This window comes from Xanthomonas graminis pv. graminis (genome assembly GCF_030168915.1).
Lineage (GTDB): Bacteria > Pseudomonadota > Gammaproteobacteria > Xanthomonadales > Xanthomonadaceae > Xanthomonas_A > Xanthomonas_A translucens.
On record NZ_CP076255.1, the window covers coordinates 4245416 to 4268978 of the forward strand.

At 68.9% G+C, this 23563-nt stretch carries 23 protein-coding genes; 10 read left to right on the forward strand and 13 right to left on the reverse strand.

Annotation, left to right across the window (positions count from 1 at the left end; genetic code table 11):
* Position 1: 1 nt before the first annotated feature.
* The 5 genes from trpE to KHF85_RS18510 form a co-directional block, all read right to left on the reverse strand.
* The gene (trpE, locus tag KHF85_RS18490) at positions 2-1477 is read right to left on the reverse strand and encodes an anthranilate synthase component I (protein ID WP_039008181.1); all 1476 of its coding nucleotides are present in this window, start codon (positions 1475-1477) and stop codon (positions 2-4) included.
* A 448-nt stretch (positions 1478-1925) separates the two neighbouring features.
* Positions 1926-2864: a lipid kinase YegS gene (gene yegS / locus KHF85_RS18495; protein WP_284567784.1), complete on the reverse strand. Its 939-nt coding sequence runs from the start codon at positions 2862-2864 to the stop codon at positions 1926-1928.
* 307 nt (positions 2865-3171) lie between these two features.
* Positions 3172-3654, reverse strand: a complete 483-nt coding sequence (locus KHF85_RS18500) for a GNAT family N-acetyltransferase (protein WP_284567785.1) — start codon at positions 3652-3654, stop codon at positions 3172-3174.
* Between the two features lies 1 nt (position 3655).
* Positions 3656-4324 carry a ribulose-phosphate 3-epimerase gene (gene rpe, locus KHF85_RS18505; RefSeq protein WP_064540823.1) on the reverse strand — a complete coding sequence of 223 codons (669 nt, stop codon included), beginning with the start codon at positions 4322-4324 and terminating at the stop codon, positions 3656-3658.
* Between the two features lie 9 nt (positions 4325-4333).
* Positions 4334-4666 carry a J domain-containing protein gene (locus KHF85_RS18510; RefSeq protein WP_039008185.1) on the reverse strand — a complete coding sequence of 111 codons (333 nt, stop codon included), beginning with the start codon at positions 4664-4666 and terminating at the stop codon, positions 4334-4336.
* 143 nt (positions 4667-4809) lie between these two features.
* Between KHF85_RS18510 and KHF85_RS18515 the strand changes: the two genes are divergently transcribed.
* Positions 4810-5736: a phosphoribosylaminoimidazolesuccinocarboxamide synthase gene (locus tag KHF85_RS18515; RefSeq protein ID WP_237652459.1), complete on the forward strand. Its 927-nt coding sequence runs from the start codon at positions 4810-4812 to the stop codon at positions 5734-5736.
* 254 nt (positions 5737-5990) lie between these two features.
* On the forward strand, positions 5991-6473 hold the full coding sequence (locus KHF85_RS18520) for an Mpo1 family 2-hydroxy fatty acid dioxygenase (protein ID WP_284567786.1): 483 nt from the start codon (positions 5991-5993) through the stop codon (positions 6471-6473).
* 25 nt (positions 6474-6498) lie between these two features.
* Here KHF85_RS18520 and KHF85_RS18525 read toward each other — a convergent pair whose 3' ends face one another.
* Positions 6499-7419: an SDR family oxidoreductase gene (locus KHF85_RS18525; RefSeq protein WP_284567787.1), complete on the reverse strand. Its 921-nt coding sequence runs from the start codon at positions 7417-7419 to the stop codon at positions 6499-6501.
* 177 nt (positions 7420-7596) lie between these two features.
* Between KHF85_RS18525 and KHF85_RS18530 the strand changes: the two genes are divergently transcribed.
* From KHF85_RS18530 to KHF85_RS18555, 6 genes are read left to right on the forward strand one after another with little or no spacing between them, the layout of a single operon-like run.
* On the forward strand, positions 7597-10428 hold the full coding sequence (locus tag KHF85_RS18530; protein WP_284567788.1) for a monovalent cation/H+ antiporter subunit A: 2832 nt from the start codon (positions 7597-7599) through the stop codon (positions 10426-10428).
* A complete protein-coding gene (locus tag KHF85_RS18535; RefSeq protein WP_053838831.1) occupies positions 10428-10787 on the forward strand; it encodes a Na+/H+ antiporter subunit C in 360 nt (119 codons plus the stop codon). The genes KHF85_RS18530 and KHF85_RS18535 overlap by 1 nt, the downstream gene beginning before the upstream one ends.
* The gene (locus KHF85_RS18540; protein WP_284567789.1) at positions 10784-12343 is read left to right on the forward strand and encodes a monovalent cation/H+ antiporter subunit D; all 1560 of its coding nucleotides are present in this window, start codon (positions 10784-10786) and stop codon (positions 12341-12343) included. The genes KHF85_RS18535 and KHF85_RS18540 overlap by 4 nt, the downstream gene beginning before the upstream one ends.
* Position 12344: 1 nt before the next feature.
* Positions 12345-12845, forward strand: coding sequence for a Na+/H+ antiporter subunit E (locus KHF85_RS18545; RefSeq protein WP_284567790.1), 501 nt, complete (start codon positions 12345-12347; stop codon positions 12843-12845).
* Entirely contained in the window at positions 12842-13126 is a 285-nt protein-coding gene (locus KHF85_RS18550; RefSeq protein ID WP_004426328.1) for a K+/H+ antiporter subunit F, read from the forward strand. The genes KHF85_RS18545 and KHF85_RS18550 overlap by 4 nt, the downstream gene beginning before the upstream one ends.
* A complete protein-coding gene (locus tag KHF85_RS18555) occupies positions 13123-13500 on the forward strand; it encodes a Na+/H+ antiporter subunit G (RefSeq protein WP_009575160.1) in 378 nt (125 codons plus the stop codon). Before KHF85_RS18550 ends, KHF85_RS18555 begins: the two co-directional genes overlap by 4 nt.
* Before the next feature lie 124 nt (positions 13501-13624).
* On the opposite strand, the gene KHF85_RS18560 is transcribed toward KHF85_RS18555, so the two are convergent.
* A complete protein-coding gene (locus KHF85_RS18560) occupies positions 13625-14575 on the reverse strand; it encodes a calcium/sodium antiporter (protein WP_284567791.1) in 951 nt (316 codons plus the stop codon).
* A 591-nt stretch (positions 14576-15166) separates the two neighbouring features.
* Entirely contained in the window at positions 15167-15826 is a 660-nt protein-coding gene (locus KHF85_RS18565; RefSeq protein ID WP_284567792.1) for a lectin, read from the reverse strand.
* 357 nt (positions 15827-16183) lie between these two features.
* Between KHF85_RS18565 and KHF85_RS18570 the strand changes: the two genes are divergently transcribed.
* On the forward strand, positions 16184-16681 hold the full coding sequence (locus tag KHF85_RS18570; protein WP_284567793.1) for a hypothetical protein: 498 nt from the start codon (positions 16184-16186) through the stop codon (positions 16679-16681).
* A gap of 13 nt (positions 16682-16694) precedes the next feature.
* Here KHF85_RS18570 and hmgA read toward each other — a convergent pair whose 3' ends face one another.
* Positions 16695-17996 (reverse strand): homogentisate 1,2-dioxygenase, encoded by a 1302-nt coding sequence (hmgA, locus tag KHF85_RS18575; RefSeq protein WP_284567794.1) that lies wholly within the window; start codon positions 17994-17996, stop codon positions 16695-16697.
* Positions 17997-18181: 185 nt separating this feature from the next.
* Entirely contained in the window at positions 18182-19294 is a 1113-nt protein-coding gene (gene hppD / locus KHF85_RS18580; RefSeq protein ID WP_409976630.1) for a 4-hydroxyphenylpyruvate dioxygenase, read from the reverse strand.
* A gap of 134 nt (positions 19295-19428) precedes the next feature.
* Here hppD and KHF85_RS18585 point away from each other — a divergent pair, with 134 nt between their 5' ends.
* Complete coding sequence (locus tag KHF85_RS18585; RefSeq protein WP_206710937.1) at positions 19429-19917, forward strand: MarR family winged helix-turn-helix transcriptional regulator; 489 nt, start codon at positions 19429-19431, stop codon at positions 19915-19917.
* 139 nt (positions 19918-20056) lie between these two features.
* Here KHF85_RS18585 and KHF85_RS18590 read toward each other — a convergent pair whose 3' ends face one another.
* From KHF85_RS18590 to KHF85_RS18600, 3 genes are all read right to left on the reverse strand, one after another.
* Complete coding sequence (locus KHF85_RS18590; RefSeq protein WP_284567795.1) at positions 20057-20665, reverse strand: thioredoxin family protein; 609 nt, start codon at positions 20663-20665, stop codon at positions 20057-20059.
* A gap of 16 nt (positions 20666-20681) precedes the next feature.
* Positions 20682-22301 (reverse strand): peptide MFS transporter, encoded by a 1620-nt coding sequence (locus tag KHF85_RS18595; RefSeq protein ID WP_284567796.1) that lies wholly within the window; start codon positions 22299-22301, stop codon positions 20682-20684.
* Positions 22302-22484: 183 nt separating this feature from the next.
* A complete protein-coding gene (locus tag KHF85_RS18600; RefSeq protein WP_284567797.1) occupies positions 22485-23411 on the reverse strand; it encodes a tryptophan 2,3-dioxygenase in 927 nt (308 codons plus the stop codon).
* Between the last annotated feature and the right edge of the window lie 152 nt (positions 23412-23563).

Here is a 23563-nt window from a genome sequence, read left to right on the forward strand (position 1 = left end):
CTCACAGCCCCTTCGCTGCCTCGGCCACCGCGCGGAACAGCGCGCGGCCCTTGTTCATGGTCTCGTCCCACTCTTTCTGCGGATCGGAGTCGTAGACGATGCCGGCGCCGGCCTGCACGTGCAGGCGGCCGTGCTTGATCACCGCGGTGCGGATCGCAATGGCAGTGTCGGCATCGCCGTGCCAGCCGAGGTAGCCGATGCTGCCGGCATAGACGTTGCGCTTGATCGGCTCCAGCTCGCGGATCACTTCCAGCGCGCGGATCTTCGGCGCGCCGCTGACGGTGCCGGCCGGGAATGTGGCGCGCAGCACGTCGGCGTAGCTGAGCCCGGGCAGCAGCGTGCCGGTGACTTCGCTGACGATGTGCATGACGTGGCTGTAGCGCTCGATCACGAAGCGCTCGCCGACCGCGACGGTGCCGGCCTGCGACACGCGGCCGGCGTCGTTGCGGCCCAGGTCGATCAGCATCAGGTGCTCGGCGCGCTCCTTCGGATCGGCCAGCAGCTCCGCTTCCAGCGCCAGGTCCTCTTCCACGGTCTTGCCGCGCGGGCGGGTGCCGGCGATCGGACGCACGGTGACCTGGCCGGCTTCCAGCCGCACCAGGATCTCCGGCGAGGAACCGACCACCTGGGTGTCGCCGACGTCGAGGAAATACATGTACGGCGAAGGATTCAGCGCGCGCAGCGCGCGGTACACGTCCACCGGGCGGGCGCTGAACGGCACGCTCAGGCGCTGGCTGAGCACCACCTGGAAGATGTCGCCGGCGCGGATGTAGTCCTTGGATTTCTCCACCGCGGCGATGAAACCGTCGCGGGTGAAGCCGGACACGAAGTCGCTTTCGTCGAGCACGTCGCGCGCCAGCGGCACCGGGTAGCCGGCGCCGGGCTGGCGCAGCGTGGCGGTCAGCGCGTCCAGCCGCGCCTGCGCCCGGTCCCAGGCGTCGGCGTCGCGCGGATCCGCGTGCACGATCAGGTACAGGCGGCCCTTGAGGTTGTCGAACACCGCGACCTCTTCGGACAGCATCAGCAGGATGTCGGGCGTGTCGAGCTCGTTGCGCTTGTCGCCGCTGGCCAGGCGCGGCTCGATGTAGCCGATGCATTCGAAACCGAACCAGCCGACCAGGCCGCCGGTGAAGCCGGGCACGCCGTCGAGCCTGGGCACCGAATGCGCCGAGCGCAGCGCCTCGACCTCGGCGAACGGATCGGCGACCTCGCGGCGCTCGATCAACTCGCCGTGATCGCGCACTTCCAGCGTATGCCCGCTGAAGGTGTACACGCGGCGCACCGGCAGGCCGATGATCGAGTAGCGGCCGAAGCGTTCGCCGCCTTCGACCGATTCGAACAGATAGGTATGCGGGGCGTCGGCGAGCTTGAGATAGACCGACAGCGGCGTGTCCAGGTCGGACAGCACTTCGCGGACGACGGGGATGCGGGTGTGGCCTTCAGCGGCGTAGCGCTGGAACAGCTCGCGGGTGATCAAGACGACTTTCCTTCCGGGACTCGGTGGCGGGGCGGACGACGGCTGCAGGCCACCATCGCCACGCACGGCGAGCGGAAGTGAAGGAACGCGGGGTCGTCAGGCTGGACACGGCGGCTACTTTACCGCAACTGCGGCGACTGGCAACGGTTGCAAAAGGGACCATCGGCGCTGCGCTGCAGAGACTGTTGCAGCCTGGAAAGCGCCAGGACTGCCTGGGCTGGATGCAGTCGGGACTGAAGTCCCTCCCACAGTGCACCCATCCGGCGCGCCGCAAGTCTCATGTAGGAGCGGCTTCAGCCGCGACGAACGGAGTGGGCCGGCTATCGGATTCGGAGCAGTCGGGACTGAAGTTCCTCCCACAGTGCACCCAGCCGGCGCGCCGCAAGCCCATTGTGGGAGCGACTTCAGTCGCGACGCGGCACCCCTCCGACCAGCGACCGCCGCGCCGCTACCCCGCCCGGCCGCGCAGCAAGGCCGAGTCGGCCGGCAGGTGCATGCGCAGGCGGCCGGCGACGCAGTCGATGCGGAAGTGCCGCGAGGTCTCCGGTTCGCCGTCCAGGTTCAAGGTCAGCGGCATGGCCGCGTCGATGCGCAGCCACGGCAGTTGCGCGCGTACTGCGACCCGCTCCAGCGCGGCCTGCTTGCCGGAGGTGAGCAGCGTGCCCAGGGTCGCGGCGAGTTCGCCGTTCATCTCCGGGACGATGGTCAGGTCGAGCAGGCCGTCGTCGAGCAAGGCGTCCGGGCACAGCGCCTGGCCGCCGCCGGCCTGGCGCCCGTTGCCCAGGCCGAGCGCGATGAACTCGCCTTCCCAGGCGAACTCCGGCCCCTCGAAGCGCGCCTGGATCGGATCGATCTGGCCCAGCTTGCCCATCCCGGTGATGAGGTAGGCCAGGCCGCCGAGCATCTTCTTCAACCCCTCGTCGGTGTCCACCGTGACCTGGGTGCCGAAGCCGCCGCTGGCGACATTGGCGCACCAGTGCGGCCCATGCTCGGCTTCGATGCGCAGCAGGTCGATGGCCACCGCCGGCGCCTGCGCGACCAGTTCCAGCGCCGCCAGCGCGGTGTCGGGAATGCCGGCGGCGGTGGCGAAATCGTTGGCCGTGCCCAGCGGCACCAGGCCCAGCGCCGGTAGCGCCGCGGCATCGGCGTCATGGTGCGCGAGCGCGCTGGCCACCTCGCTCAAGGTGCCGTCGCCGCCGGCGGCGACGATGCAGTCGGCGCCGTCGGCGACCGCCTCGGCCACGTAGCGCTCGGCATCGCCCTCCTCCCAGGTCACCCGCACCTGCAGCTGGATGCCGCGCGCGCGCAGCGCGGACACGGCGGCGCGCAGCGGCTCGTCGCCCGCCGACTTGCCATTGAGGATCAGACGCCAGTGCGCTGCTGCCATGCGGACCTTCCCAGGATCAGGCCTGCAGCCTAGCCGGCGGCGGATGCGGGCATCGTGAATGCGCGGCGTGCGTGCCAGCGGGCCTCGGGGGGCCGCGCCCCGCACGCGGCAAGGCGCGCGCCTCCGCTTCGGGTGCGGCCGCCGGCGCGCAACCCGATGTTCGCCGCAATGTCATCCCTGCGTCACCGATCGCCCGGAACATGGAAGGCCATAGCAAGGACGACGGATGGAGGCAGGATCAGCCTCCGATTTCTCCCAGGGCCGCACTGGCGACAGTGCGGTTCTTTTTTTGCGCCGGTGGCGCCGCTCAGCCGGCCGCGAACCGGGCCAGCGCTTCGCCCTGCAGGCGGTACACGGTCCATTCGTCCTGCGCCTGCGCGCCGGCGGCCTGGTAGAACTCGATCGCCGGCTGGTTCCAGTCCAGCACCGACCATTCGAAGCGGCCGCAGCCTTCGGCCAGCGCCTGCCTGGCCAAATGCCGCAGCAAGGCCTTGCCGGCGCCGCTGCCGCGGTGTTCCGGGGCCACGTAGAGGTCTTCCAGGTAGAGGCCGTTGCGGCCGAGCCAGGTCGAGTAGTTGTAGAAGTACACCGCGTAGCCGACCGGCTGCGCGTCGGCCTCGCAGATCAGCGCGTGGGCGCTGGCGCCGGGGCCGAACAGGCTGGCGCGCAGCCCGGCCTCGTCGGCCTGCACCGCGTCCTCGGCGCGCTCGTAGCGGGCCAGGTCGCGGATCAGGCGCAGGATCAGCCCGGCATCGTCGGCGGTGGCCGGGCGGATGTGCAGCGCGGCCATCTCAGCGCGCCGCCACCGCCGCCCGCATCTGCGCGATCACCGCGGCATAGTCGGGCGCGTTGAAGATGGCCGAGCCGGCGACGAAGGTGTCGGCGCCGGCGGCGGCGATCGCGGCGATGTTGTCGGGCTTGACCCCGCCGTCGATCTCCAGCCGGATCGGCTTGCCGCTGGCGTCGATCCTGCTGCGGATCGCGCGCAGCTTGTCCAGCGCCGAGGGGATGAAGGCCTGGCCGCCGAAGCCCGGGTTGACCGACATCACCAGCACCAGGTCCAGCTCGTCGAGCACCCAGTCGAGGATGTCTACCGGCGTAGCCGGATTGAGCACCAGGCCGGCCTTGCAGCCGTGCGACTTGATCAGCTGGATCGTGCGGTGCACGTGGCGGCTGGCCTCGGGGTGGAAGCTGATGAGGCTGGCGCCGGCCTCGGCGAAGTCCGGGATCAGCCGGTCCACCGGCTCGACCATCAGGTGCACGTCGATCGGCGCGGCGACGCCGTGCTTGCGCAGCGCCTGGCACACCATCGGGCCGATGGTCAGGTTCGGCACGTAGTGGTTGTCCATGACGTCGAAATGGATCCAGTCGGCGCCGGCCTTGAGCACGTTGTCCACTTCCTCGCCGAGGCGGGCGAAATCGGCGGACAGGATGGACGGGGAGATGATGCAATCGGACATGGCGGGGTCTCAGCGCTTGCGCAGGGTGCGGATACGGTCGTAGGCGGTGTTGAGCTGGCTGGCCTTCTTCTCGGCCCGCGCGCGCAGCTCCGGGCTGCCGCCGACAACCTTGTCGGGGTGGTATTGGGACATCAGCCGGCGATAGGCCAGTTCGATCTCGGCGTCGGTGGCGTCGCGGCGCACGCCCAGCTCGCGGTAGGGATCGTCGCGCTGGCCGAACTTGAACCAGTCAGCATCGAAGGCGTGCCCGACCAGCAGCCCGAGCACCGCGCCGACCACCGGATTGGGCCGGAACAGCAGCGCCCCGACGATGGCGCCGAGCAGTTTTCCGTACCAGTGCATGGGCGAGGGCGGGCTCGGCGGACAAGGCCTCGTATTTTACGGCACAGCGGAGCTTTCCGGCCGTACACTACGCGGCCCGCTGTCGAGCCGCGGGCCCGCCGGGTCCCGGGACAGCCGCCATTGCGAAGTCCGTAGGAGTGCCTGTGTCCACCACGCTGTTGCAATCCGATCTGCCCGGCCTGCCGTTGCGTCACCGGGGCAAGGTCCGCGACGTATTCGATATCCCCCGCGACCGCCTGCCTGCCGACGCCCCACCCGGGGACTACCTGCTGATGGTCGCCACCGACCGTTTGTCCGCGTTCGACGTGGTGCTGCCCGACCCGATTCCCGGCAAGGGCGAGATGCTGTGCCAGGTCTCCAACTTCTGGTTCAAGAAGACCGAGCACCTGATGCCCAACCACCTGACCGGCATCGACGTGGCCAGCGTGCTGCCCGCCGGGGTGGACGCGGCGCTGTACGCCCGGCGCGCGGTGGTAACCAAGAAGCTCAAGCCGGTGCCGGTGGAGGCGATCGCCCGCGGCTACCTGATCGGCAGCGGCTGGAAGGACTACCAGCGCACCGGCAAGGTCAGCGGCATCGAGCTGCCCGACGGCCTGCGCCAGGCCGAGAAACTGGCCGAGCCGATCTTCACCCCCTCGACCAAGGCCGCGGTCGGCGACCATGACGAGAACATCGACTTCGACGCGATGGTCAAGACCGTCGGCGCCGAACTGGCCGAGCGCGTGCGCGACGCCACCCTGCGCATCTACCGCTTCGCCGCCGACTTCGCCGCCGAACGCGGCATCCTGCTGGCCGACACCAAGTTCGAGTTCGGCACCGACGCCGACGGCCGCCTGTACATCATGGACGAGATGCTGACCCCGGATTCCTCGCGCTACTGGCCGGCCGACGACTACGAAGTGGGCAGCAGCCCGCCCAGCTACGACAAGCAGTTCGTGCGCGACTACCTGGAGACGCTGGACTGGGGCAAGACCGCGCCCGGCCCGCGCCTGCCGCAGGACGTGATCGACCGCACCCGCGCCAAGTACGCCGAGGCGCTGCAGCGGCTGGCGGGGATTTCGATCGACTGAGCGCGATGCGGCGCGCGCGCCAAGCGTCGCTGAAGCGTGGCGCGCGCCGCACAGGCAGCTTCCCGCATCGCGCTTGCAGACCGCAACGCCGACGCTTGCGCGCGCGGCGCGCCGACGCAAGGCATGCGCTTGCGACACAGCTGCAGATCCAATCCGAACGTCGCCACTGAATACCGTGGCGAGAACGGCGTCCAGCACCGTCTCCGCGCCGCCGGCTGGATGGCGCTATCCTGGCCCGACTCCTGGGAGGGACGATGGATACCACCGCCTACGCGCGCCCGATCGACCGCTATTTCGCCAGCTATTCCGACGATCACCGCCATGTCGCCAACCAGCGCATCCATGTGCTCGCGGTGCCGGCGATCCTGTGGTCGGTGGTGGCGCTGCTGTGGTGCATCCCGGTCGGCGGCAGTTGGTTCCAGAGCGGGCTGTGGGCGGCACTGGGCATGTTCGCGGCGTGGATGTTCTACAACCGGCTGTCGCGACCGCTGGGCTACGGCATGCTGGCCGCGCTCTTCTTCTGCGGCTGCCTGTGCCGGTTGCTGGAAGCGCGGCTCGGCCTGCACGGCCTGCTGTGGCTGGCGGTGGGCGTGTTCGTGGTGGCCTGGATCGCGCAGTTCGTCGGGCATGCGCTGGAAGGCCACAGGCCCAGCTTCCTGACCGATCTGGTGTACCTGCTGATCGGGCCGGCCTGGGTGCTGGCCAAGTTCTATCGGCGCATGAACTGGCGCTACTGAGCCGGGCGCTGCACCTGCCTTCGGCTCAGCGCTCCACGCCCAGCATCGCCGCATCGAGCACGAAGGCGCGCGGCGCATAGCCGAAATCGCGCTGCGCCGGCGCCAGATCGAAGACCAGGTCCTCGCCCATGCGCTGCAGCGCGGCGCGGTTCATGCCGCGCAGGCGGCCGCCGGCATGGGCGATGCGCAGGGCCAGCGCGAACACGGCATGCGGCAGCAACAGCAGCCGCGCCGGCGGCTGCAGCGCGGCCAGCACCCGCCGCACCATCTCGCGGTAGCTGAGCACCTCGCCGCCGCCCAGCGCATAGCTGCGGCCGTGCGTGGCCGGATGCGCCATTACCGCCAGCGCCGCATCGGCCAGGTCGTGCACGTGCACCGGCTGGCGCAGGCCGCGCGCGCTGTGCGGCAGCACGAACCAGCCGCTGCGTTGGGCCAGCGTGGCGATCGCGCTCAGCGTGCGGTCGCGGCCGGCGCCGTAGACCAGGGTCGGGCGCAGCACGGTGGCCGCGGCGCCGCGCTCGGCTGCGGTGGCGAACAAGGCCGCCTCGGCCTCGCGCAAGCGCCGCGCGACGTCGCGTTCGGCGGCATCCAGCGAATCGCGCTTGACCTCCAGGCTGGTGGAGCCGAACGCGACCACGCGCCGCGCATGCAGCGGCGTGCGCCGGTACCAGTCGGCGAACGCATCCAGCGGGCCGCAGCTGAAGATCGCCTCGGCCTGCACCGGCGGCGCCTGCAACTGGCTCAATTCGCCCAGATGCCAGTGCAGGCCGTCGCGCGGCGCTTGCGGCGTGCGCGAGAACGCATGCACTTGCCAGCCCGCAGCCAGCAAGCCCTGCAACAGGCGCTCGCCGATCTGGCCGCTGCCGCCGAACAGCAGCGCCACGCGCGCTCGTGCCGCGCCGGCAAGCGTGGTGGCGGAAGCGGCAGTGATGGGCAGGTCGGTCATCGCGCAAGCATAGCGAGCGAGCGCCGCTGCGCCCAATGCCTGCGCGCTCGCACGCGCATCACCCGGCCTGCGCTATGGTGAAAAAATGACCTTGCATGCGCCGACGACCCTCGCAGGCCAGCGCCGGGAAGCGCCTGTTACACTCGGGCTCCTGCGCGCGAATCTCGTATTGCCTGCATGATCCCGGTTCTGGATATCCTGCTGGCCTTGCCGTTCCTGATGGCGGCGGCCGTGGTCGCCCTGCGCCATCGTTCGCGCGCCACGCTGGCCTGGGTCGCCGCGGCGGCGCCGTTGGCCGGGCTGATCCTGCTTGGCACGCTGACTCCGACCGTGCTCGGCGGCGGCATCGTCCGCGCCGACCACGCCTGGCTGCCGCAGATCGGGCTGCAGTTCTCGCTGCGCCTGGACGGACTGGCCTGGATGTTCGCCGGGCTGGTGCTGGCGATCGGCGCGCTGGTGGTGATGTATGCGCATTACTACCTGAGCGCGCGTGAGAATGCGGCGCGCTTCTACGGCTACCTGCTGCTGTTCATGGGCGCGATGCTGGGCATGGTGATCGCCGGCAATCTGCTGCTGCTGATGGTGTTCTGGGAACTGACCAGCATCAGCTCGTTCCTGCTGATCGGGTTCTGGTCGCATCGCAAGGACGCGCGCGACGGTGCGCGCATGGCGCTGGTGATCACCGGCGGCGGCGGCCTGGCGCTGCTCGGTGGGGTGCTGCTGCTCGGGCGCATCGTCGGCAGCTACCAGCTCGATGCGGTGCTCGCCGCAGGCGACACGATCCGCGCCAGCGCGCTGTATCCGTGGGCGTTGGGGCTGATCCTGCTGGGCATCTTCACCAAGAGTGCGCAGTTCCCGTTCCATTTCTGGTTGCCGCATGCGATGGCGGCGCCGACGCCGGTGTCGGCGTATCTGCACTCGGCGACGATGGTCAAGGCCGGGGTGTTCCTGCTGGCGCGGTTGCATCCGGCGCTGGCAGGCAGCGATCTGTTCTTCTACACGGTCAGCGGCGTCGGCGCGGTCACCCTGCTGGTCGGCGCCTGGTACGCGATCTTCCAGCACGACCTGAAGGGCCTGCTGGCGTATTCGACGATCTCGCACCTGGGCCTGATCACCATGCTGTTCGGCCTGTCCACGCCGCTGGCGGTGGTGGCCGGCGTGTTCCACATCCTCAACCACGCGGTGTTCAAGGCCTCGCTGTTCATGGCCGCCGGCATCATCGACCACGAGACGCATACCCGCGACATGCGCCGGCTCGGCAATCTGCGCCGCTGGATGCCGTTCACCAGCGCGCTGGCGATCATCGCCTCGCTGTCGATGGCCGGCATTCCGCTGCTCAACGGCTTCCTGTCCAAGGAGATGTTCTTCGCGCAGGCGCTGGACGCCGACGGCCCGGTAGCGATGCGCGTGTTCACCGCCACTGCGGCGCTGCTGGCCGGCGTGTTCGGCGTCGCCTACAGCCTGCGCTTCGTCTACGAGACCTTCTTCGGCACTGGGCCGCGGCAACTGGATGCGTTGCCGCACGAGCCGCCGCGCTGGATGAAGATCCCGGTGGAAGTGCTGGTGCTGGTGTGCGTGGCGGTCGGCATCTTCCCGGCGCTGACCGTGGCGCCGGTGTTGCGCAGCGCGGCCGGGGCGATCCTCGGCGACGCGCTGCCCGACTACAGCCTGGCGGTCTGGCACGGCTGGAACGCGCCGCTGGCGATGAGCATCGCCGGTATGGTCGGCGGCGTGGCGCTGTACTTCGGCCTGCGCCGGCTGACCGTGCTGTACACCGAAGTGCGCCGCTCGCTGGGCAAGCGCGTGTTCCACTGGCAGGTGGACGCGCTGTTCGGCGTCGCCGCGCGCTTCACCCGCATGCTGACCAACGGCAGCCTGCAGCGCAGCCTGCGCTGGCTGCTGCTGAGCGCGGTGGTGGTTGCGGCGGCGCCGTTCGTCGCCGCGCCGCCGCTGTGGAGCCAGTGGCCGGCGCCGCAGCCGATGCCGTTGCTGGGCTGGGCGCTGTGGCTGCTGATCGTCAGCTGCGCGCTAGCCACCTTGTTCCTGTACCGGCAGCGGCTGCTGGCGGTGCTGGTGATCGGCGGCAGCGGCCTGGGCGTGAGCCTGGTGTTCGTGTTCCTATCGGCGCCGGACCTGGCGCTGACCCAGTTGCTGGTGGAGATGGTCACCCTGGTGTTGATGCTGCTGGCGATGAACTACTTGCCCAAGGCCTCGCCGGTCGAGCCGCAACGCTGGCGCAAGCTGCGCGATGCGGCGCTGGCGATCGCCGCCGGCACCGGCATGGCCTTGCTGGCGTATTCGGTGATGACCCGGCCGGCGGCGACGATGGCCGGCGAACTGCTGCAACGCGCGTTGCCGGAAGCCTATGGGCGCAACGTGGTCAACGTGATCCTGGTCGATTTCCGCGGCTTCGATACCTTCGGCGAGATCACCGTGTTCGGCATCGCCGCGCTGGTGGTGCACGCGCTGTTGCGGCGCGCGCGGATGGCGCCGGAAAAAGTGATGCCGGGGCCGCCGATCAAGCTGCCGGTACCGGCAGACCTGGCGCAGCTGATGTTCCCACTGACCCTCACCGTGTCGATCTTCCTGTTCCTGCGCGGCCACAACGCGCCCGGCGGCGGCTTCATCGCCGGCCTGGTGCTGGCGGTGCCGCTGCTGATCCAGTACGTGATCCAGGGCGCGGCCTCGGTGGAATCGCGCTTCGGTTTCGACTACATCCGCTGCATCGGCCTGGGCCTGTTGCTGGCCGCGCTCAGCGGCATGGCTTCGCTGCTGTTCGGGGTGCCGTTCCTGACCAGCGGCCACTACGACCTCTACGTGCCGCTGATCGGCGACATCCCGCTGGCCAGCGCGCTGGGCTTCGATACCGGCGTGTACCTGGTGGTGTTCGGCGGCACCATGCTGACCCTGTCGATGATGGGCACGATCAAGCCCTCGCGCACGCGCGCCTCGCAGCGCGGCGAGATCGATCCGGCGCAACGTTCCGCCCGCACCGGGGAGATGCGCTGATGGAACTGGCATTGGCCAGCGCCATCGGCGTGCTGACCGCGGTCGGCGTGTACCTGCTGCTGCGCGCGCGCAGCTTCGACGTGATCCTGGGCATGACCGTGCTGTCCTACGCCACCAACCTGCTGATCTTCGCCGGCGGGCGGCTGGTGCAGGGCAAGGCGCCGGTGCTGCGCGACGGCGTCGCGCCGACCCTGGCCGAGCACGCCGACCCGCTGCCGCAGGCGCTGGTGCTGACCGCGATCGTGATCGCCTTCGCGATGACCGCGGTCAGCATCGTGCTGGCGATGCGCAGCCGCGGCGACAACCGCAGCGACCACGTCGATGCGCGCGTCGATCACGACGGCGACAGCGCGTTATGAACCATCTGCTGCTCCTGCCGATCCTGATCCCGCTGCTCGGCGCCGCGCTGTCGTTGTTCGTGGAGCACCGCCGCTATGGGCGCCACGTGCGCCGCGCGGTGGCCTGGACCGCGATGGCGGCGCTGGCGGCGGCGGTGATCGCGCTGTTCGTGCGCGCTGGCGATGGCCAGGTGCAGGTGTATCTGCTCGGCGACTGGCCGTCGCGGCTGGGCATCGCGCTGATGGCCGACCGCCTGTCGGCGTGGATGCTGCTGACCACCACCCTGCTGGCCGCGGCCTGCCTGCTGCACGCCTGCGCCGGCTGGGACCGGCGCGCGCCGCACTTCCACGCGCTGTTCCAGTTCCAGCTGGTCGGCCTCAACGGCGCGTTCCTGACCGGCGACGTGTTCAACCTGTTCGTGTTCTTCGAGGTGATGCTGATCGCCTCCTACGGCCTGCTGCTCAGCGGCGGGCGCGGCCTGCGCCTGCGCGTGGGCTTCCACTACGTGGTGTTCAACGTCACCTCCTCCACGCTGTTCCTGATCGCGCTGGGCCTGCTGTACGCGCTGCTCGGCTCGTTGAACATGGCCGAGCTGTCGCAGCGCATCGCGCAGGCGCCGCCGGAGAACCTGCGCCTGATCAAGGCCAGCTTCGGCCTGTTGCTGCTGGTGTTCTGCGCCAAGGCCGCGCTGCTGCCGCTATACCTGTGGCTGCCGGAAACCTATGCACGCGCGCCGGCGCCGGTGGCGGCGCTGTTCGTGGTGATGACCAAGGTCGGGCTGTACGCGGTGTTGCGGGTGAGCACGCTGATCCTGGGCAACCAGGCACAGGCGCTGGACGGCTACGGCCGCGCCTGGCTGCTGTGGCTGGGCATCGGCACGCTGCTGCTGGCCGCGCTCGGGGTGCTGGCCGCGGTGCGCCTGCGGGTGCTGGTCGGCTACCTGGTGATCGTGTCGGCGGCGACGCTGTTCATCGCCTTCGCGCTGGACGCGCCGGGCACGCTCGGCGCCGGCCTGTATTACCTGGCGCACAGCAGTTTCGTCGCCGCGGCGCTGTTCCTGGTCGCCGACCTGATCCGGCGCCGCCGCGGCGACGCCAGCGACCGCAAGGAAGTGATCGCGCCGCTGCCGGGCAAGACCGTGCCCGGCGTGCTGTTCCTGATCGCCGCGGTGTCGGTGGCGGGGTTACCGCCGCTGTCCGGGTTCCTGGCCAAGGTCGCGATCCTCAGTGCCACGCCGGCGGGCAACGCCGGGCCGGTGTGGGCCGCGGTGCTGCTCAGCAGCCTGATGGTGATCATGGGCCTGACCCGCGCCGGCGTGCGCCTGTTCTGGCGCGTGCCGGGCGACCAGCACCTCGACGACGACGGCATCGAACAGCTGCCGCCGCCGCCGCGCAAGGCGCGCGCGCGGCCGCTGGAAACCGCCGCGACGCTGCTGCTGCTCGGCTACGGCGTGGCGATGACCGTCGCCGCCGGGCCGATGCTGCGCTATACCGAGGCCGCCGCCGCGCAATTGCTGCGCCCGGCCGATTACGCCACTCAGCTGCGCGCGACCGCGCCAGCGCTGCGGGAGCCCTGACATGCGCCGTCCCTGGTTGCGCCGCCTGTTCCCGTCCTGGCCGCTGAGCGTCACCGTCGCCGTGTTCTGGCTGCTGATGAGCGATAGCTTCGGCCTGGGTCAGCTGCTGTTGGGTGCGCTGCTGGGCGTGGCGGTGCCGCTGTTTGCCGCGCGCCTGGACCGCGAGTTCGCGCGCATCGGCTCGCTGCGCTCGGTGCCGAAGATGCTGTGCGTGGTGGCCTGGGACATCGTGCGCTCCAACGTGGTGGTGGCGCTGCAGGTGCTGGGTCCGGAATCGCGGATCCGCCCCGGCTTCATCTGGGTGCCGCTGGACATCGCCAACATCCACGGCATCGCCGCGCTGACCAGCATGATCACGCTGACCCCGGGCACGGTGTCGGCGGCGCTGTCGGACGACCGCAAATACCTGTTGGTGCATGTGCTGCACCTGGACGACGCCGAGACCGTGATCCGGCAGATCAAGACGCGCTACGAAGCGCCCCTGATGGAGATCTTCCCATGACCGGCCACATGTTCATCGATGGCACCATCGCCGTGTGCATGCACGTGGTCGCCTTGGCGATGCTGCTGGCGCTGTGGCGGCTGCTGCGCGGACCGACCGTACCCGACCGCATCCTGGCGCTGGACACGCTGTCGGTGACCGCGATCGCCGAGTTGATGCTGTTCGGCATGTACCTGGATTCGCCGGTGTATTTCGAGGCCGCGCTGGTCATCGCCATGCTCGGCTTCGGCAGCACCGTGGTGCTGAGCAAGTTCGTCTTGCGCCGGAACATCGTCGAATGATCACGCTGCTGCAGGTCGGGCTGTCGCTGCTGCTGATCGTCGGCTGCGGCTTCATCCTGCTCGGCGCGCTGGGGCTGGTGAAGCTGTCGGACTTCTTCAAGCGCCTGCATGCGCCGACCAAGGCCAGCACGTTGGGCGTGGGCTGCGTGCTGCTGGCCTCGGTCGGCTACCACCTGTTCCTGGGCCAGGACCCGCAGCCGCGCGAACTGCTGATCACCGCCTTCCTGTTCATCACCGCGCCGATCAGCGCGCACATGATGGCCAAGGCGGCGCTGTCGCTGATGATGGAGCAGCGGCCGCAGGTACCCAACAGCGGCGAGCATGCCGACAAGGAAGGCTTGCCGCCGCCGGCGCAGCAGGACGACGAGCGCTAGCCGCGCTGGCACAGCCCTGTAGGAGCGGCTTCAGCCGCGACCGGGCGTTACCGGTAAGGTCCCGGTCGCGGCTGAAGCCGCTCCTACAGGTGGCATCGCCTGGATGGCAGGCTACAGCCGCGCCTCATCCCACCAACACCACTTCCAGCCCAATCCAGGCCAGGAACGCGACCAGCAACACCGCGCCTTCGCCGCGGCTGATGCGCATGTCGCCGCGCAGCATCGGATACAGCACCACGCTCAGCGCCACCGCCGCCGGCAATTCCAGACGCACGAACGAGGCAGGCAGCGGCAACGGGCGCAGCGCCGCCATGCCGCCGATCACCACCAGCAGGTTGAACAGGCTGGAGCCGAGCACATGCCCGACCACCATGTCGCCCTGGCCGCGGCGCGCGGCGGCGATCGCCGCGACGGCTTCCGGCAGCGCGGTGCCAATCGCCACCGGCAACAGGCCCACCAGCAGCGGCGACAGGCCCCAGGCGGCGCCGAGCCGCGGCGCCGCATCGACCACAAGCTTGGCGCCGACATACAGCAGCACGACCGCGATCAGCAGGCGCAGCAGGTTCAGGCCCAGCGCGGTGCGGGTCACCGCATAGCCGGACAGGCCGAGCTGGCGCGCGGCATCTTCGCTGCGCACGCGGCGCAGCAGGAACACCACCACGCCGACGAAGCCCAGCAACAGCAGCACGCCTTCCAGGCGCGAGATCGCCCCGTCCAGGCCGAACCCGATCAGCGCCAGCGTCGCCACCGCCAGCACCAGCAGCAACGGCGCCAGCATCCGCGTGCGCACCAGCAGCGGTGCCGCCAGCGCGGCCAGCGCCAGGGTCAGGCCGAGATTGGCGATGTTGCTGCCGACCGCGTTGCCCAGCGCCAGGTCCTGTGCGCCGACCGCGTAGGCGCGCGCATTGACCGCCAGTTCCGGCAACGAGGTCCCGAACGCCACCAGCAGCAGGCCGGCGACGAACGGCGAGGCGCCGCAGCGCTGCGCCAGGCCCGAGGCCGCCTTGACGATCGAATCGCCACCCAAGGCCAGCAGCAGCAGTCCCACCAGCACCAAGCCGATCGCGCTTGCCATCGCCCATCCCCTCACCATTACGATGCGCGATTCTATGCGCAGCGCGGATGATGCGGCCGTCATCGTGGGGGTGGCACGGGGCGGATGGTCAGGCGGATTCATTGACGCCGGGCGCCGCTGGTGTCGGCCGTAGCCCGATGCTCGGAGGCCGCCCGGAGTGGCTCCTGCACGGATGATGGCCAGCGCTGGATGGTTGCAGCTTCGGGCGGCTTGCGGCCATCGGCTGCGGCAACTGCCCGAAACCGTCGAGGTCGCCGCTGCGTTCGTCGCGGCTGAAGTCGCTCCCATAGGGGGCTTGCGGCGGGCCGGGCGGGCGAACTGTGCGAGGGGCTCAGCGTGGCGTTGGGTCATCGGCCCCGGCAACTACCCGATATCGTCGGGGCCGCCGCTGCGTTCGTCGCGGCTGAAGCCGCTCCTACAGTGCACCCGGCGAGTCGGTAGCAAGCCTCCTGTAGGAGCGGCTTCAGCCGCGACGAACGGAGCCGGAACTGCAGGGGCTTCGGCAACATGTCGCGGCTAACGCCGCTCCTACAGAGGCTTGCAGCGGGGCGCATGGGCGAACTGCGGGAGGTGATCGGAGTCGCGTTGGCGCTAGCCGCAAGCTTCCACGTAGTCCACCTGCGGCGGCAGACCCACCCGCCAGGCGGTCGCCTTGCCCGCGGCGTCGGTCTCGAACACCAGCACGCCGGACTGGGCATTGGGGCCGGCGATGCGCAGGACCTTGCCGCCTTCGATGTACTTGTGCGGCTGCTCCTGCACGCGCCCGGCGTACAGCGCGCGCAGTTGCGCCAGGTCCATGCCGACCTTGCCGCCGCCCGGCGCGGTCTCCTTGGCGGTGCGCACGTCGTAGCGCACCAGCTTGTCGGCTTCGAACATCAGGCCAAAGTCGGTGCCACCCTTGACCCAGCGCGGCTTGAGCACATAGCAGCCGCCGGCCGCGCCGGGCTGGCCGTCGAGTTCGCCGCCCCAGGCCGCGCGCGCCTGCGCCGCGCTCATGCCCAGGCGCAGGTCGCCATAGCCGTCGTCGCGGGCGAGCTGACCCTCGGCCGGCGCCATCTGCGGCGGCATCGCCGCGGCCGGGGCCTGTGCCGGGGGGACGTCGCTATCGGGCTGGTCCAGCGCCGGCGGCGGCAAGGGGTCATCGTTCGCGGTGGCGAGCGCGGGCGGTGCAGGCGGCGGTGGAGGCGGCGCTTTGTCGCAGGCGCTCAGCGCGAGCAGCAGCAATGCGGCGGCGGGCAGGGTCGGCTTCATCGCAGTTCCTCGCAAGAGCAGTGCATAGGCTAGCGCGCGTGCCGCGCGCATGCACTGCCTGGCGTTGCGGAATCGCGTCGCGGGGTCCGCTCCCGCTACCTGCGCGACGCAGCCCGGGGTCGGGGTAAGAGGCTGCTTCAGCTTCGGCTTCGGCGGAAACCGCCCAACAAGCTCCCAATGCCACGCAGCGCCACGCACCACACAGTGCCCAGGGCACGGCCACGCTATCGCAGCACCGACCACGCATGGCGCCTGCCCGCGCACGCGGCATTGCCTCGCCGCCGCGACGGCTCGCAGCGCCTGTCATCAATGTTTCACCGCCGGCGGCAAAGCTTCGCACCTTCCGGTACCGCTGCCATGCATCCGCGCAAGACCGCCCTCGCCCTCGCCGCACTGAAATCCCACGCCGCGCCGTTGGACATGCGCCAGCGGCGTGTGTTGATCCTGGCCGACGGCCAGCGCAGCGTGGACGAGCTGGCCGCACTGGGCGGCAGCAATGCCGCGGCGATCGTGCAGGCGCTGCTGCAGCAGGGCTATCTGGACGATGGCCGCGCAAGCACCGCCCCGCCCGCTGCGCAGACACCAGCGACCGTAACGCCGGCGGATCCGCGCCGCGCGCTGCTCAACGCGCGCATGTACCTGCTCGACCTGCTGCAACTGCAGCGCCATCCCGCCTCACGCACCTTGCAGCAGCTGCTGCGCGACGCGCGCGAGGACGCCGACACGCTGCAAGCGATCGCGCACGCCTTGCGCGCGATGCCGGAAATGACCTCCGAGCGCTATGCGCAACGCATCCGCGAGCGCGTGCTGGAAGTGCTGCCGGTGCCGCTGCACGCCTCGCTGCAAGCCGCCTGAGCGCAGCGCGCGCTCAGGGCGCGCGGAAGTTGCGGCGCAGGCCCTGCCAGCACTGCTGGTAATCGCGTTGGCGATGCGCAGCGGCCAGCGCCTGCGCGGTCGGGCGCAGCACGGCGCGGGTCTCGAACATGAAGGCCATGCTGTCGGCGATCACGTCCGGCCGCGACAGGTCCGCCTGCGCGGCCTTGTCGAAGGTCGCCGCATCCGGGCCATGCCCGCTCATGCAGTTGTGCAGCGAAGCGCCGCCGGGCGCGAAGCCTTCGGCCTTGGCGTCGTAGACACCGTGGAGCAGGCCCATGAACTCGCTGGCCACGTTGCGGTGGAACCACGGCGGCCGGAACGTGTGCTGCGCCACCAGCCAGCGCGGCGGGAAGATCGCGACGTCCAGATTAGCGGTGCCGGGCGTGTCGCTGGGCGCGGTGAGCACGGTGAAGATGCTCGGGTCGGGATGATCGAAGCTGATCGAGCCGATCGTGTTGAAGCGGCGCAGGTCGTATTTGTACGGCGCGTAGTTGCCGTGCCAGGCGACCACGTCCAGCGGCGAATGCGCGATCGGCGCCTGCCACAGGTGGCCCTGGAACTTGGCGATCAGCGCGAAGTCGCCTTCGTCTTCCTCGTAGGCGGCCACCGGGGTCAGGAAATCGCGCGGATTGGCCAGGCCGTTGGCGCCGATCGGCCCCAGCTCGGGCAGCCGCAGCAGCGCGCCGAAGTTCTCGCACACGTAGCCGCGCGCTTCCGCGTCGAGCAGCACGACGCGGAAGCGCACGCCGCGCGGGATCACCGCGATCTCCTGCGGTTCGACCTCGAGCGTGCCCAGTTCGGTGCACAGCTGCAGCCGCCCGAGTTGCGGCACGATCAGCAGTTCGGCGTCGGCGTCGTAGAAGAAACGGCCCTGCATCGACGCGTTGGCCGCGTACAGATGCACCGCCACGCCGTGCTGCGCCGCGGCCGAGCCGTTGCCGGCCATCGTGTACAGGCCATCGACGAAATCCACCGGGGACTGCGGCAACGGCAGCGGACTCCAGCGCAGTTGGTCCGGCGACACCGGCCCGGCATTGAAGTCGTTATGGAAAGCGCCGGCCTGGGTGTACGCGGCGAAGCTGCCGTGCACGACGGCCGGGCGGATCCGGTACAGCCAGCTGCGCCGGTTGACGCCGCGCGGCGCGGTGAACGCGGTGCCCGACAGCTGCTCGGCGTACAGGCCATGGGCCACGCGCTGCGGCGAGTTCTGCCCGACCGGCAACGTGCCGGGCACGGCCTCGGTGGCGAATTCGTTGCCGAAGCCGGATTGGTAGTGGAACGTGTCGTTGTGCATGGCTGGACTCGGGAGGTCGGGACTCGGGACTCGGGACTCGGGACTCGGGACTCGGAAAAACTTAACGAACGAAACGCTTGCCACATGCCGCCGAAGGACATAAGGAGGTACACCACCGGGACTGCTTTACCGAGTCCCGAGTCCCGAGTCCCCGGTCCCCGGTCCCCGGTCCCCGGTCCCGCCAATCAAAGCACCCCGCGCTTCATCTGGTCGCGCTCGATGCTCTCGAACAGCGCCTGGAAGTTGCCTTCGCCGAAGCCTTCGTTGCCCTTGCGCTGGATGATCTCGAAGAAGATCGGGCCGATGCAGTTCTGGGTGAAGATCTGCAGCAGCTTGCGCTGCTTGGTCTCCTGATCGGCATCGATCAGGATCTTGTTCCTGGCCAGCCGCGCCACGTCTTCGCCGTGGTCGGGGATGCGCTGGTCGATCACCTCGAAATACGCGTCCGGAGTGTCCAGGAATTCCACCCCGGCCGCGCGCATCCGCTCCACGGTCGCGTAGATGTCGTCGGTGAAGCAGGCGATGTGCTGGATGCCTTCGCCGTGATAGGCGTCCAGGTATTCGTTGATCTGGCTCTTCGGATCGGAGGACTCGTTGAGCGGGATGCGCACCACGCCGTCCGGCGCGGTCATCGCCTTGGAGGTCAGCCCGGTCTTGGCGCCCTTGATGTCGAAGTAGCGGATCTCGCGGAAGTTGAACAGGCGCTCGTAGTAGTCCGACCAGCGCTGCATGTTGCCGAAGTAGAGGTTATGGGTCAGATGGTCGATGAAGGTCAGGCCGAAGCCGGCCGGATGCGGCTCGGCGCCCGGCACCGGCTCGAACTCGGCGTACACCGAACCCTTTTCGCCATAGCGGTCGACCAGGTACAGCATGCAGTCGCCGATGCCCTTGACCACCGGCGCCGGCACCGCGCGCGTGTCGGCCTTGTCGGCGATGGCTTCGCCGCCGTTCTCCAGCACCTTGGCGAACACGGCGTCGGCCGGATGCCGGAAGCGGATCGCGAAGCCGCAGGCGCAGGGACCATGCGCGGCGGCGAAATCGGCGGCGAACGCATCCGGGTCCTCATTGACAAGGAAATTCACGCCGCCCTGCCGGTACACGGTGATCGCGCGGCGGCGATGGCGCAGCACCGCGCTGAAGCCCATGCTGCGAAAGTAGGCGTGCAACTGTTCGCCCTGCCCGGCCGGCGCGGCGAACTCGACGAACTCGAAGCCGTCGATGCCCATCGGGTTCTCGAAGGTGGTGACCTGCATGCCCAGGTTGGCCGGCTGGGACGGATACTGCGGTTGTGCGCTCATGGCTCGTCTCCTGGAGAACGCGGGCAGCGCCCGGCCGAAATTTCGGATGCGGACGGACGCCAGACTCGCGAGAATGGACAGTAGTCTCCTCCGTTATAGTTACAAATGAAACCACCAGCAAGGTGCAATGCAGCATGACCTCGATCGCTTCCGCCGCCCCGCCCGCCCCCGAGCAGCCGTCGCTCGACCTGGAGCAGTTCCTGCCCTACCGCATCAGCGTGCTGTCCAACCGGATCAGCAGCAACATCGCCCGCGTCTACGGCGAGCGCTACGGCATGGCGGTGACCGAATGGCGGGTGATGGCGGTGCTGGCGCTGTATCCGGGGCTGTCGGCCGGCGAGGTATCCGAGCGCACCGCGATGGACAAGGTGGCGGTGAGCCGCGCGGTAGCGCGGTTGCTGGAACGCGGCTTCATCCAGCGCGAGACGCATGGCGACGACCGCCGCCGCTCGGTCCTGCACCTGTCCGAGGCGGGGGTGGAGGTCTACCAGGTGGTCGCGCCGATGGTGCTGGAATGCGAGCGCCGCCTGCTGGCGCCGTTCAGCGAGGAAGAGCAGCGCGTGCTGAACCGGCTGATCGACCGACTGGCGGCCGAGGGGTTGCCGAGCATGACCGGCAAGTGAGGCGCAGCGCCTGAAGCAGGCGCGGCCGCGAGTTCCTGTAGGAGCGGCTTCAGCCGCGACAGGCATTGTCGGTAACGCCCGTCGCGGCTGAAGCCGCTCCTACAGGATGCGAGCGACGTTCAGCAGTCGGCCGCTGCGCTCACGTCTTCGGCGGCGCCCACTGCTTGAGGAAGTCGAAGAACTTCTTGCGGTCGTAGCCCTCGCCCTTCTCCAGCTCGCCGGTCAACTGCGAGTGCAGCAGCTTGCCGTCGGCATCGAGCACCAGCAGGTGCGGATAGGCCTCGATCTTCGGGTACTGGGCCAGGAACGCTTCGTTCTTGTTTTCGTCGCTGCGGTTGACCTTGACCCACACGTAGTTGGCGTCGCGGAAACTGCGCACCTCGGCGTCGCCCTGGATGAAGTCGTCGAGGATGTGGCACCGCGCGCACGCCTCGCCGCCCACGTCGAGCAGGATGCGCTTGCCGCCGCGCTTGGCTTCCACCTCGGCCGTTTCCAGGTCGTTGGCCGGATCGCGGTGCGGATCGAACTGCGCGCCCAACGCCGCCGCCGCGGCCACATCGGCCGCGGCGGGCGTGTTGCCCGAGGCCACCGGCTGGTTCGGATCGGCTACCGGCGGCTTCTGCACCGAGGTGTCCAGCGGCTTGGCCGGCGCCTGTTCCGGTTCCGGCGCAGGCGCCTTGTTGCAACCGCCCAGGGCCAGCATCAGCGCCGCCGCGCTGCCTATCGTCTTGATCGTCTTGTTCGCCATTGCGATCTACCTCACGTCATTTAACACCGTGCATCAACTTGCTGATCAACGGTGCAATCAGGAACAACAACACACCCGAGCCCAGCAGGGCCCAGAAACCGAAGGTATATCCGCCCAAGGCGGAAGATACCGTCATCCCATCCTTGCCGCTGACATGGCTGGCAAAGATGCCGGACAGATTGTTGCCGATGCCGGTGGACAGAAACCAGCCGCCCATGCCGAAACCGACCAGGCGCAGTGGTGCCAGCTTGGTCACCATCGACAGGCCGATCGGCGACAGGCACAGCTCGCCCACCGACTGGATCACGTAGACCATGAACAAGGTCCAGAACGGGATCTTGCCGGCATCGTTGACCAGGCTCGACAGCGCGAACATCAGCAGCAGGAATGCCAGGCCATTGAACCCCAGGCCCAGCGCAAACTTGCGCGAGATCGAGGGATTGAAGCGGCCAGCCTTGACCCAGATCCAGGCGATGACCGGTGCAAGGGTGATGATGGCCAACGAATTCACCGATTGGAACCATGCGGTGGGAAAGGTCCAGTCGCCGAACTGGCGATTGACGATCTCGTCGGCAAGGAAGGTGAAAGAGCTGCCCGCCTGCTCGAAGAACATCCAGAACAACACGTTGAAGGCAAAGATGATCAGCATCGCGATCACCTTGTCGCGCGCCACCTTGCCGTTGCGGATGCCTTCGACCAACAACATCACCGACAGCGCAATGAAGATCGCACCGAGTATCCAGGCCAGCACCGTCGCGGCGGCGAGCGTCTTCTCGTAGTCGAGCGCGCCCTGCACATGGACCGCTTGCAGCCATCCCAGTGACATCAGCGCATCGGCCACATACCTGGCAAGCGCGCCCCCGAGCACAAAATAGATCACAGGAACCGCGAACACACAGCCCACCAGTACGGCGATGACGCGGCCGCTACCGCCGGTACCTGGGAATGCAGCGCCGATACCCTTCAGCTGGGCGCGGCCGACAAAGAACCACAGCAGGCTTATCAACATGCCGATGCCCGAGGCGATGAACACCATCTTGTAGGACGGCATCGCCACAGTGCCAAACACTTTCTCGGCCAACATCTGGGTCAACACTGGCGAGACCATCGCGCCGATATTGATGCCCATGTAGAAGATGGTAAATCCGCTGTCTCGACGCGGGTCGGCAACACTGTAGAGCTTGCCGACCATCGCCGAGATGTTGGGCTTGAACAGGCCATTGCCGACGATGATCGTGGCTAGGCCTAGCTCGAACACCTGCTGGTTCGGTACGGCGATCATGAAAAGGCCAGTGGCCATCACCGCTGCACCGACCAGGATGGACCGCTGATAGCCGAGCACTCGATCGGCGACGTAACCTCCGAAGATGGCTGCCGCGTAGACCAGTGCCAGATACGCGCCATACGTGGCGCTAGCCGAGGCCTGGCCAGAACCCTGCCCCCCATAGAACTGCGCCACGATGTACAGCACCAATGCCCAGCGGATCCCGTAGAACGCGAAGCGCTCCCAGAATTCTGTCATGAACAGCATCCACAATGGCCGTGGATGGCCCAGCAGGGTCTTGAATTCGGGCGGTTGCGCTGGCGGCTGCGGCGGTGAGGCTGGGGGGTGCGACGCGACGTCGTCAACGCTCATGCGGTGTTCCCTTGCGTATTCAGTATGGGCTGGGGCGATTCCCGGCCTGGCCGGGTAACGGGCGAGCATCACCGACAGTTGGCGCTGGCGTCAAATTGGGTCGGGACTGGGGAGCCGGGACTCGGGACTCGCAGGCGTTCCGCGACCTGAGCGCATCGCTTGAGAGCGGCACCCAAGCGCGTGCTAGGACGGCGGCGGCGCGCCATCGGGTCCCGAGTCCCGAGTCCCGAGTCCCGGCGCGACGTCGCGCCCGTCCGGCAGCCCCACCGAGGTCCGCACCTCGAACAGCTCCGGAAAGAAGGTCAGCGCCAACGCCTGTTGCAGGAAGCCCACGCCGCTGGAGCCGCCGGTGCCGCGCTTGAAGCCGATCACCCGCATCACCGTGCGCATGTGGCGGAAGCGCCACAGCTGGAACTGGGTCTCCAGGTCCACCAGGTCCTCGCACAGCGCATATTCGCGCCAGTAGCGGTCGGTGTTCTCGTAGATGCGCTCGAACACCGGCCGCAGCAGCGGATCGCTGACATGCGGCTGGCGCCAGTCGCGCGCCCGGTACTGCGCGGGAATCGCATGCCCGAAACGGGTCAGGTAGCGCAGGAATTCCTCGTACAGGCTGGGCGCTTCGAGCACCGCCTGCAGCGCCGCCTGGCCGTGTGGGTCGTGGCCGAACACGCGCAGCATCTGTGCGTTCTTGTTGCCGAGCAGGAACTCGATGGTGCGGTACTGCAGCGACTGGAAGCCCGAGGCCGGGCCGAGCACGTCGCGGAAGCCCATGTATTCGGACGGGGTCAGCGTCTCCAGCACCGACCACTGCTCGGTCAGCTGGCGCAGCACCTGCTTGCTGCGCGCCAGCACCTTGCGGCATTGCCAGACCTCGTCGCGTTGCAGGTGCATGATCGCCGCGCGCAGCTCGTGCGCCAGCAGCTTCAGCCACAGCTCGGAGGTCTGGTGCTGGATGATGAACAGCATCTCGTCGTGGTGCGGCGGATCGGACAGCGGTTGCTGCGCGGACAGCAGCTGGTCCAGCCGCAGGTAGCCGCCGTAGGTGACGCGGCCTTCCAGGTCGGTGTGGATGCCGGCTTCGAGCGGGCGCTGGTTCTGTTCGACGGGCATGGGCGGGGGACGGCGATCCGGGGCCGGCAAGGGTACCGCAGCGACGCGTGTCACATCCCGGTCAGCGGCGCACGGCAAACTCGGGCAGAATCGAGCCGGCGCTTCGGGGAACGCCGTCGGTCATCGCCGTTACGTGCGTCTTCAAGGATTGG

Excerpts from the sequence above, each read along its gene's own strand:
- yegS (WP_284567784.1), bottom strand. The coding sequence starts at position 2,864 with ATGGCAGCAGCGCACTGGCGTCTGATCCTCAATGGCAAGTCGGCGGGC.
- KHF85_RS18500 (WP_284567785.1), bottom strand. The coding sequence starts at position 3,654 with ATGGCCGCGCTGCACATCCGCCCGGCCACCGCCGACGATGCCGGGCTG.
- rpe (WP_064540823.1), bottom strand. The coding sequence starts at position 4,324 with ATGTCCGATTGCATCATCTCCCCGTCCATCCTGTCCGCCGATTTCGCC.
- KHF85_RS18510 (WP_039008185.1), bottom strand. The coding sequence starts at position 4,666 with ATGCACTGGTACGGAAAACTGCTCGGCGCCATCGTCGGGGCGCTGCTG.
- KHF85_RS18520 (WP_284567786.1), top strand. The coding sequence starts at position 5,991 with ATGGATACCACCGCCTACGCGCGCCCGATCGACCGCTATTTCGCCAGC.
- KHF85_RS18525 (WP_284567787.1), bottom strand. The coding sequence starts at position 7,419 with ATGACCGACCTGCCCATCACTGCCGCTTCCGCCACCACGCTTGCCGGC.
- KHF85_RS18530 (WP_284567788.1), top strand. The coding sequence starts at position 7,597 with ATGATCCCGGTTCTGGATATCCTGCTGGCCTTGCCGTTCCTGATGGCG.
- KHF85_RS18535 (WP_053838831.1), top strand. The coding sequence starts at position 10,428 with ATGGAACTGGCATTGGCCAGCGCCATCGGCGTGCTGACCGCGGTCGGC.
- KHF85_RS18540 (WP_284567789.1), top strand. The coding sequence starts at position 10,784 with ATGAACCATCTGCTGCTCCTGCCGATCCTGATCCCGCTGCTCGGCGCC.
- KHF85_RS18545 (WP_284567790.1), top strand. The coding sequence starts at position 12,345 with ATGCGCCGTCCCTGGTTGCGCCGCCTGTTCCCGTCCTGGCCGCTGAGC.
- KHF85_RS18550 (WP_004426328.1), top strand. The coding sequence starts at position 12,842 with ATGACCGGCCACATGTTCATCGATGGCACCATCGCCGTGTGCATGCAC.
- KHF85_RS18555 (WP_009575160.1), top strand. The coding sequence starts at position 13,123 with ATGATCACGCTGCTGCAGGTCGGGCTGTCGCTGCTGCTGATCGTCGGC.
- KHF85_RS18560 (WP_284567791.1), bottom strand. The coding sequence starts at position 14,575 with ATGGCAAGCGCGATCGGCTTGGTGCTGGTGGGACTGCTGCTGCTGGCC.
- KHF85_RS18565 (WP_284567792.1), bottom strand. The coding sequence starts at position 15,826 with ATGAAGCCGACCCTGCCCGCCGCCGCATTGCTGCTGCTCGCGCTGAGC.
- KHF85_RS18570 (WP_284567793.1), top strand. The coding sequence starts at position 16,184 with ATGCATCCGCGCAAGACCGCCCTCGCCCTCGCCGCACTGAAATCCCAC.
- hmgA (WP_284567794.1), bottom strand. The coding sequence starts at position 17,996 with ATGCACAACGACACGTTCCACTACCAATCCGGCTTCGGCAACGAATTC.
- hppD (WP_409976630.1), bottom strand. The coding sequence starts at position 19,294 with ATGAGCGCACAACCGCAGTATCCGTCCCAGCCGGCCAACCTGGGCATG.
- KHF85_RS18585 (WP_206710937.1), top strand. The coding sequence starts at position 19,429 with ATGACCTCGATCGCTTCCGCCGCCCCGCCCGCCCCCGAGCAGCCGTCG.
- KHF85_RS18590 (WP_284567795.1), bottom strand. The coding sequence starts at position 20,665 with ATGGCGAACAAGACGATCAAGACGATAGGCAGCGCGGCGGCGCTGATG.
- KHF85_RS18595 (WP_284567796.1), bottom strand. The coding sequence starts at position 22,301 with ATGAGCGTTGACGACGTCGCGTCGCACCCCCCAGCCTCACCGCCGCAG.
- KHF85_RS18600 (WP_284567797.1), bottom strand. The coding sequence starts at position 23,411 with ATGCCCGTCGAACAGAACCAGCGCCCGCTCGAAGCCGGCATCCACACC.